The sequence below is a fragment of the Alteriqipengyuania sp. genome, from assembly GCF_964222115.1.
In the GTDB taxonomy this organism is placed as follows: Bacteria; Pseudomonadota; Alphaproteobacteria; order Sphingomonadales; family Sphingomonadaceae; genus Alteriqipengyuania.
Window position 1 is genome coordinate 24,996 of the sequence record NZ_CAXQBM010000037.1, and the last position, 8,529, is coordinate 33,524.

General features: G+C 62.0%; 9 protein-coding genes. All 9 read right to left on the reverse strand.

Going from position 1 to position 8,529, the window contains the following annotated elements:
* Nucleotides 1-43: 43 nt before the first annotated feature.
* A complete protein-coding gene (locus tag ACEQXE_RS06435; RefSeq protein ID WP_370178116.1) occupies nucleotides 44-1,453 on the reverse strand; it encodes an O-antigen ligase family protein in 1,410 nt (469 codons plus the stop codon).
* A gap of 5 nt (nucleotides 1,454-1,458) precedes the next feature.
* Nucleotides 1,459-2,589 carry an NAD-dependent epimerase/dehydratase family protein gene (locus ACEQXE_RS06440; protein ID WP_370178117.1) on the reverse strand — a complete coding sequence of 377 codons (1,131 nt, stop codon included), beginning with the start codon at nucleotides 2,587-2,589 and terminating at the stop codon, nucleotides 1,459-1,461.
* The gene (locus ACEQXE_RS06445; RefSeq protein ID WP_370178118.1) at nucleotides 2,586-3,479 is read right to left on the reverse strand and encodes a hypothetical protein; all 894 of its coding nucleotides are present in this window, start codon (nucleotides 3,477-3,479) and stop codon (nucleotides 2,586-2,588) included. The genes ACEQXE_RS06440 and ACEQXE_RS06445 overlap by 4 nt, the downstream gene beginning before the upstream one ends.
* Entirely contained in the window at nucleotides 3,476-4,531 is a 1,056-nt protein-coding gene (locus ACEQXE_RS06450) for a Gfo/Idh/MocA family protein (RefSeq protein ID WP_370178119.1), read from the reverse strand. The genes ACEQXE_RS06445 and ACEQXE_RS06450 overlap by 4 nt, the downstream gene beginning before the upstream one ends.
* A 119-nt stretch (nucleotides 4,532-4,650) precedes the next feature.
* On the reverse strand, nucleotides 4,651-5,622 hold the full coding sequence (locus ACEQXE_RS06455; RefSeq protein WP_370178120.1) for a GDP-L-fucose synthase family protein: 972 nt from the start codon (nucleotides 5,620-5,622) through the stop codon (nucleotides 4,651-4,653).
* Between the two features lie 7 nt (nucleotides 5,623-5,629).
* On the reverse strand, nucleotides 5,630-6,412 hold the full coding sequence (locus ACEQXE_RS06460; RefSeq protein WP_370178121.1) for a WecB/TagA/CpsF family glycosyltransferase: 783 nt from the start codon (nucleotides 6,410-6,412) through the stop codon (nucleotides 5,630-5,632).
* Nucleotides 6,405-7,136, reverse strand: coding sequence for an FkbM family methyltransferase (locus ACEQXE_RS06465; protein WP_370178122.1), 732 nt, complete (start codon nucleotides 7,134-7,136; stop codon nucleotides 6,405-6,407). Before ACEQXE_RS06465 ends, ACEQXE_RS06460 begins: the two co-directional genes overlap by 8 nt.
* An 88-nt stretch (nucleotides 7,137-7,224) precedes the next feature.
* Nucleotides 7,225-7,824 (reverse strand): acyltransferase, encoded by a 600-nt coding sequence (locus ACEQXE_RS06470; RefSeq protein ID WP_370178123.1) that lies wholly within the window; start codon nucleotides 7,822-7,824, stop codon nucleotides 7,225-7,227.
* Between the two features lie 68 nt (nucleotides 7,825-7,892).
* Nucleotides 7,893-8,529, reverse strand: a 637-nt coding sequence (locus ACEQXE_RS06475) for an NAD-dependent epimerase/dehydratase family protein (protein WP_370178124.1), incomplete at its 5' end; no start/stop codon positions are given.

Sequence of the window (8,529 nt, forward strand, 5' to 3'; positions counted from 1 at the left end):
CACCGTTCCGGCCTGCTGCAACCGATCCGGTCTTGCCCCTCCATCAGGCTTCCTGCGTGGAGTATGCCTTTGCCGCCACCACTCTTGGCGTCGTCATCCAGACCGCCGCAATCGCCGCGAGGCTGGCCAGCGAAGGAACCCGCAAGGGGTAGTCGACGAAGCTCCAAAGACCAAGGATTAATATCGCAAAGGCTCCGAATAGGCCGAGCTGGATGCTGTGCCGTCCGCTTGTGCGACGGGCCCAGAGATAAAGGCTGCCGCGGGCCCAGGCCACAACGGCGACAATCATCAGAATGGCAGCCGGGATGCCCCCCTCCAGCAGCCATTCGAGCCAGTCGTTGTGCGCATGGTTCCAGTAGCCGAAGCTGAGCAGGTCTACCGGCTCGTGGATCTTGAAGATTTCCACGAAGGACCCGATGCCGGAGCCGACCGGGAAATAATCCCACAGGCTGCCTGCGGTCACTTCCCAGGCGCGCAACCGGTTTTCTTCGGCCACATCGCTCGTCGATATCCGTTCCAGCGCGTCTGCCCGGCCGAAGATCACCGCAAGGAAAGCGACAACCAGCAGGGAAAATGCCGTCCCGGCTGCGGGCAGAACCCACGTCGGGCCCGATTTGCGGCGCCTGATCTGTTCGGGGCGCGCCTCCCACACGGCCCATCCGCCCAGCAGGCCGACGAATGCCATGGCGAGCCCCGCCCGCGATCCGGCGGCAAAGATCATGAAAATCGCCATCAGTGCCCCACCGGCGCACAGCGCCCTGACCAGATTCTTGCGCGGCTCGCGTGCTCGCGACGCGATCAGGGCAAGCGCGGGTATGGCAATACACAGTAAGGCCGCGAAATGGTTGCGATTGGCAAACAGGCCCGCCGGCGCGCCGGTGGAGGTGACGCGGTAAAGGAAGAGCGAGCGGCTGAAGCCGCTGCCCGCCTGTACGATGCCGATCACGGTCGCGAGTGCGGTCGCGCCCAGGATCACGTAGAGCAGCACGCGTTGCCGCTCGGGTGCAACCTGCACCATCAGAACCATCGCGGCTGCGGGCACGAGCATGGCGTAGAACGCGTTCCATCCCCGGAAGGGCACCATCGCCAGCGGGCGCCATATCGTGTCCAGCTCGGCCAGTTCGCCCGCCTCGACCACGATTTCGCGTCCCGGCAGGTTCGCCCAGACGAACGGCGGCAAGGGGATCAGGTGAACCAGGATGAGCGCAGTGATCGCGCCGATGATCGCGAGCGGCAGCCGATAGGCGCGCCAATGCCTTGCGGTGAGGCCGTAAAGGCCAAGGCCGAGGCAAACGACCGCCAGCGGGCGCAGAATGATGAGCGACATAACATCGCCGCGCGATGCGCCGCCCATCAGGAAGGTCGCGATCATCAGGCCGCATAGCGTAACAAGCTGCCAGTTCTCGCGAAAATCCTCTCGAAGGCGTGCGGTCCTCGTCTTGCGTCGTGCCATGGCAGCTACTTCATCAGGCCCTTGCGGCGCATTTCCTCAAGGCTCTCTTCGTAAGAGCTTGCCTGCGGTCCGCTTGCCTTGGCCCATGCGGCGAGCCGTGCGATACCCTGTTCGAAGTCGAACGAAGGCACGAAGCCCAGCTTTTCGCGAATCCTGGCCATATCCGCGTAGTTATGGCGGATGTCGCCGAGGCGGAAATTGCCACTGACCTCGATCGGCACGTCGGCTTCCAGCAGGCGCGAGAGCGTCTTCGCCACGGTCATCACTGTCACCGGAACGCCGGTGCCCACATTGAACACCTCGTTCGCCGCCGCCGGATGCTCGACGCCGAGCACAGTCGCCTCGACAACATCATCCACGAACACGAAATCGCGGCTTTCCTCGCCATCCTCGAAGATGTTGATCGGCTTGCCCTGCATCATCAGGTTCGAGAAGATCGAGAGGATGCCGGTATAGGGGTTGGACAGCGACTGGCCCGGCCCGAACACGTTCTGGTAGCGGAAGGCGACGCCCTCCACCCCGATCGAGGGGCACACCGTCATCACCAGCTGTTCCTGCACCTGCTTGGTGATGCCGTAGACCGAGCTGGGATGGATCTTCGAATCCTCGTCGGTGGCGACTAGCTCCAGCGGGCCGTCGACGCCCGGGTGCTTCACTTCGAAATCGCCCGCCTGCATGTCGGCCTCGGCGCGGTGATCGGGGTAGACATAGCCGCCATCGGGCGTGCGGTAGCGGCCCTCGCCGTAGATCGAGCGCGATGAAGCGACCACGACGCGCTTCACCGTGTGTTCGGAGTTGGCGAGGATATCGAGCAGCAGCGAGGTGCCACCGATATTGACGTCCGAATAGCGCTCGATCTGGTACATCGACTGGCCGGTGCCGGTTTCGGCCGCGAGATGGACGACCGCCTCCTGGCCCTTGAGCGCTCGCTCCATCGCGTCACGGTCGGTCACGCTGGCGCGGATGAAGTTCGTCGTTGCAGCGACCGCGCGATAGCCCTCGGACTGCTCGGGATCGTCGCCGTGGACCTGCTCCAGCAGGTTGTCGAGCACCGTCACCTCGTGCCCGTTCTCGATCAGGCGTGCTGCAAGACGCGATCCGATGAAGCCCGCCCCGCCAGTAATCAGCACCTTCATTTCGGCGCCCCTTCGATCAGCGAGACGGTCTGCTTGATATTGCCGGGCGAGGAGGCGCCGAATACCACCGACTGCACGTTGAGCCGGTTGATGTACTCGTAGGCCTCGACCGGCGGCACAGCGCCGGAGGCCAGCGTCGACATCGCCATGACCGGGTATTTCGCTCCGTCATTCTCGGCCAGCACGGCTTCGTATTCGTCCACCCCGGGCGACATCAGGTAGCCGATCTTGTTGATCGAGGCGCAGATCACGACATCCTCGATTCCCCATTCGATCAGCTTCCTGCGCAGGAACGGCAGGTTCTGCGTGATGAGGCCTGGATAGGCGCCGTATTTCTTGCGGATATGCTGGCAATAGGCGACGAAGGGCTCGGCCACGTCGTAGCCCAGCATCAGGTCGACGATAATGTTCTGCAGGAACACCACGCGGATATCGAGATCGTGATAGATCTCCATCTCCTGGTCGACGAGCATCTTCATCAGCTTCACCGCATCCAGCGTCGCGACTGCCATGCCCCCGCTGACCATCTTGCCCAGCGCGGACTTGGCGCCCTTGGCAAACAGCATTTCCTGCGCGGCGCCCACCATGCCCTTGTCGTTGACCATGGCCGCGTATTTGTGCGGGTAGGGGATCGACGGATACCACTTGAGGTGGCCGTATTTCGCCGGATCGGCGCGAAAACGGTCGCAAATGCCCTTCGCGCGATCATTGCTGTTGAGCATGATGCCCTCGATGCCCGCCTCGATCGCGTGGTCGTAAACCGCCATGATATTGTCGAGCTTGGCGAAGCGCTCCGCGCGTTCCTGAGCCTTGTCCTGGCTCATGTGATTGATGCCGAAGAACTGGTTATCGCCGAAGACGATGCGGTCGATTGGCTGATTCTTGCTCATGCCGCGTCTCCTGCCCGCAATCCGGCTCTTTGCGCTGCATCGTCGGCGAAAAGCTGTTCCATCACGCGCAGGTTCGCGGTCGCATCGGCGAAGGTGCAGCGCACCGGCTTGCCTTCCCGGATCGACGCAATGAAGTCGAACAGCTGCGCGGTATATTCGATCCCGCGGACATAGAACGGCACGCTGGAGAACACGTCGGTGATGTAGATCTGGTTCCAGCCTTGCTTTAGGCCGTGTGCTTCGTTCGCCTCGGCAAGGAACACCTTCATCCCGTGCTGGTCGACCTGGATCTTGCCGGACTTGCCGAAAATCTCGAACTTGTTGGTCGGCTTGCGATAGCTCGCATCGGACCAGTTGACGTAGAGCGTGCCCGCGAGGCCATTATCGTAGAACAAGCTGGAGCTGACGATGTCCTCCACGTTCTTCGAATAGACCTTGGAAAGGCTGGTGCCGCCGACGCGATCCGGCGCGCCGAAGAAGTAAGCGATCAGATCGATCGCGTGGCTCGCCATCTCGTACACCGCGCCACCGCCATTCGCATGGCTCGCGCGCCACCCGGCCTCGCCCACGTCGCGGATGATGGTGCCGCTGAACATCTCGCTGCGGAAGCGCAGGGGTTCGCCGATCAAGCCCACTTCGACGAAAGCCCTCGCCTTGGTGAACATGTCGTTCCAGCGGTTCACATAGCCGACCTGGTTGACCAGGCCTGCTGCGTCGAACCCTTGCGCAAAGCGATTCCCGTCGACCGAATTCAGCATGAAGGGTTTCTCGACGAAGGCGTGCAGCTTGGCTTCCAGCACCGCGTCGAGAATTTCGGGATTGAAGGCGGGCGGAGTGCAGACCAGCACGCCGTCCAGCTGCTCGCCTTTCAGCAGGCCCTTGTAATCCTTGTAGGTCCCGATCTTCGCATATTTGCCGAGCATCGTGGTGACCAGCTTGGACGGGTCCGCCACGCCGGTGATTTTCGCATGCTCATGCGCATTCGCGATGGAATAGTGGGTGATCCCCATGCGCCCGGCGCCGATGATGCCGAGCCTGAGTGGAGAGGTCATGGAAAAATCCGTCCGTGCTGTCGAAAAATGCGGTCGAGCGTAGGAGCCGCGCGCTTTCTAGTGTCTTGGCCCCCCAAGTCAAACCGCGATGCGGAGTCCCGGCAGCTTCACGGTCGATTTTATGACAGATCGCGAATCGCACCGCTTTCAAGCTGTTGGACGAACCAGTCATAGGTCTGCGCAATTCCTTCGCGCAGCCCGATCTGCGGTTTCCAGCCGAGCGACATGAGCCTGCCACTGTCCATCAGCTTGCGCGGCGTGCCATCCGGTTTCGTGCGGTCATGGACGATCTCGCCCTCGAATCCGACAACCTCGTTCACCAGCCGCACCGTGTCGAGAATGGAAATGTCTTCGCCGAAGCCGACATTGATGTGCGCACCGTCGGAGTAATGGCCCATCAGGAACACGCAGGCGTCGGCCAGATCGTCGACATGCAGGAATTCGCGCATGGCCGACCCGGTGCCCCATATCTCCATTGTATCGGCACCCGCCAGTTTCGCTTCGTGAGCCTTGCGGATCAGCGCGGGCAGGACATGGCTGGTGGTTGGGCCGAAATTGTCGCCGGGGCCATAGAGATTGGTCGGCATGGCGGAGATGAAATCGCGCCCGTGTTGCTGCCGGTAGGCCTGCGCCAGCCGGATGCCCGCGATCTTGGCAGTGGCGTAGCCCTCGTGGATCGGGTCGAGCAGCCCGGTCATGAGCGCATCTTCGGCCATCGGTTGGTCGGCATGCTTGGGGTAGATGCAGGACGATCCGAGAAACAGCAGCTTTTGCGCGCCAGAGCGGTGCGCGGCTTCCATCACGTTCGCCTCGATCATAAGGTTGTCGAAGAGGAAGTCCGCCGGAGCCTGCGCATGTGCGCCGATCCCGCCCACTTTCGCTGCGGCCAGAAAGACCGCGTCGGGGCTGTTGGCCTCGAACCAGCGACGAGTGGCGGCCTGTTCTGTCAGGTCGAGCTCTTCGCGCGGTGCGGTCAGCACCTCGCAATCCTCGCGTTCCAGCCGCCGCATGATCGCCGAACCGACGAGCCCGCGATGTCCCGCTATGAAGATGCGCTTGCCCGAAAAGTCGAAGGGATCGCCGAGGGCCATGCGGGGCTCAGCCCTTGTTGGGGTATTTCTTGATCCCGACCCGGGCGAGCATCAGGTGCCAGAAGAACAGCGCGATCTGGGGGTAGCGCTTGAGCAGTTCGGGCCGGTCGATCGTGCGGATCAGCCACGCCATGTAGATCTTCCACCAGAACTCGTGGATTTCCTTGCGATTGCCCGCATACCAGTCGAACACGCCGCCGACCGCTGCGACGATGCTCGCGTCTAGCCGGTCACGGTGGAGATAGCCCCACTTTTCCTGCTTGGGCGCGGTCATGCCCAGGAACACGACGTCCGGCTTGAACGCGTTCACCGCCGCGATCATCGCGTCGTTATCCTCGGCCGTGAACTCCGGTTTGAAAGGTGGCGAGTAGCTGGCGACTTCCACATCCGGGTAGTCGCGATGCGTGCGCTCTTCCATCTTCTTGAGTGTCGCGGGCGATGCGCCGAGAAAGAACACGCGGCCTTTCGTCTCCTGCAGCCGCTCCATGAAGTGATAGAAGATGTCCGGCCCCTGGTTGGGCTTCATCGTCTTGCCGTCAAGGATCACGCTGGCGAGCCCGAAATATACTCCGTCGAGGCACAGGTAATCGGCCTGTTGCATCGCCTTGCGGTAGGTCTCGTCGCGCGTGGCATTGCCGTAGCTGATTGGGCTGATCGTCTGGATCGTAGAGCATGGCCGCCGCAGCGGGATCAGCGACACGTCTTCGTTGTAGACCGCATAGCCCATCGCTTCGACGCACTGGTCGGGTGAAGCGCGGTCGGGCACGGCGGCAGGTTCCATGTCAGCCATGACGGTAGGAATCGCTGTTGAAGATGGGATCATCGTGGCGCGCGAAGAACAAGTCGATCTGCCACAGCGCGCCATCCGTGGGGCGGTTGAGGATGTCGACCAGGTGGCTCACGCGAAAACCGCGCGCTTCCATGTAGGCGATCATCTCATGGAACAGCAGCGTGTCGGGCGAATGGCGGAAATTATAAGCCTCCATGACGATATATTTCGTCTGGGCAAGGGTCTTTTCCGCGCTTTCGAGGATCGGCTTTTCGAACCCGTGGGTGTCGAACTTCATGAAGAACGGGCCCTTCAGACCCTTCATTTCGACCACCGCATCCACCGAGTGGACCGGCACGGTCCGCATTTCGCCCTCGCTGCCGTGGATCGTGCTACCGTCGAGATCGGGCGTCACCGCCAGCTCTACCGTGCCCCCGTCGTCCTTGCCCGCGACCGCCTGGACGTAGTCGAAGCGGGGGTTTTCCGCCTTGAGCTTGTCGAGGAAGGGCTTGCGCTCGTTCAGTGGATCGACCCCCACGAAACGCGCGTTGGGGAACAGTTTGAGCGTCATCCGGCTCCAGTCGCCCTTGGCCGCGCCCATATCGATCACCGAATTGATCCCGTGGTCCCAACCGGCGATCTGCCGCAGCACCGATTCCATATCGACGCCCTTGCGGTACAATTGCACGCCGGTGGGCGCGATCAGGCTGTTCGCCAGCCCGAGCAGCTTCTTCTTGGCGCTCATGAAAAGTCCCCACCTCTAAGGTTGGCGTGCCACTAACCCGGGGGTGCCGGATTGACAATGCCGCGTGCAAGCCGCTGCGGGATTGCTGCTATTCCTCGATCACGACGCCGTCCGCATCGGTTCGCCGCCATGCCTTGCGTGTCTGGCAGTAGCGCCTGACGATCCGCGCCGGGGCACCGGCGGCAACGCACAGGTCGGGGATATCGCGCGTGACCACACTGTTCGACGCGATGACGCTGTTACGACCGATGGACGCGCCCGAAATGCACACATTCTCGCCGATCCAGGCCCCATCGCCGATATGCACCTCGGCCAGCTGGCGCAGGCCCTGATCGCGAATCGGCACGTCGGGATCGGCAAATTCATGGCCATTATCGCTTACAAAGAGGCGGTCTGCGGTCAGCACGCCCTCGCCGAATTCCACGCGGCTGGTGCATACGATATGGCTGAAATTTCCGATCTGCGTTCGCGCGCCGATACGCAGGACAGGTGCGTGCTCGTGTATCTTCAATACTGCTACGTAGGCCCCGAACTGCAGCACCGAATCATCGCCGAATTCGCAAAAGCGCGCGCCGAAGATGCGCAACGGGCGCACGATGCGCACCCCTTTCCCGAAGCGGCCGAAGAACGGCGCGAGCAGCCGGTAAAACAGCACCGACAGATAGTCGCGGATACGAAAATGGAGCAAGGCTGCCTCCTAAGAGCAACACCGCGACGGCCTATATCGCGCAGTGCTCGCTCACAAGGGCAAGGCAATCAGCGCTGGTTGTCGCGCCGCTTGGCCTCGGTCGAAATCCAGGCGTAGGTCTTTTCCATGCCTTCGCGCAGCGATTGAGACGGCGCCCAGCCCAGCTTTTCGCGGATCAGGTTGTTGTCGGAATTGCGTCCGCGCACACCGAGCGGGCCGGGGATGTTTTCGACACCCACATCCTTGCCCGAAATGTCGATCACCATTTCAGCCAGCCCGTTGATCGTCACCATCTCGTCAGAACCGATATTGACCGGGCCTTCGAAATCGGAGCGCAGCAGGCGGGTCGTGCCTTCGAGGCATTCGTCGATGTAGAGGAAGGAACGGGTCTGCTTGCCGTCGCCCCACACCTCGATCTTGCTGCCCTCTTCGGCCATGGCGACCTTGCGGCACATTGCGGCAGGCGCCTTTTCCTTGCCGCCTTGCCAGGTGCCCAGCGGGCCGAAGATGTTGTGATAGCGCGCAACGCGGTTCTGCATTCCGTAGTTGCGGTTGTAGGCGAGGTAGAGCCGTTCAGAAAACAGCTTTTCCCAGCCATACTCGCTGTCCGGATTGGCCGGATAGGCCGAATCCTCGACGCAGTTGGGATTGTCCGGGTCGAGCTGGTTGTGCTCGGGATACATGCAGGCGGACGAGGAATAGAAT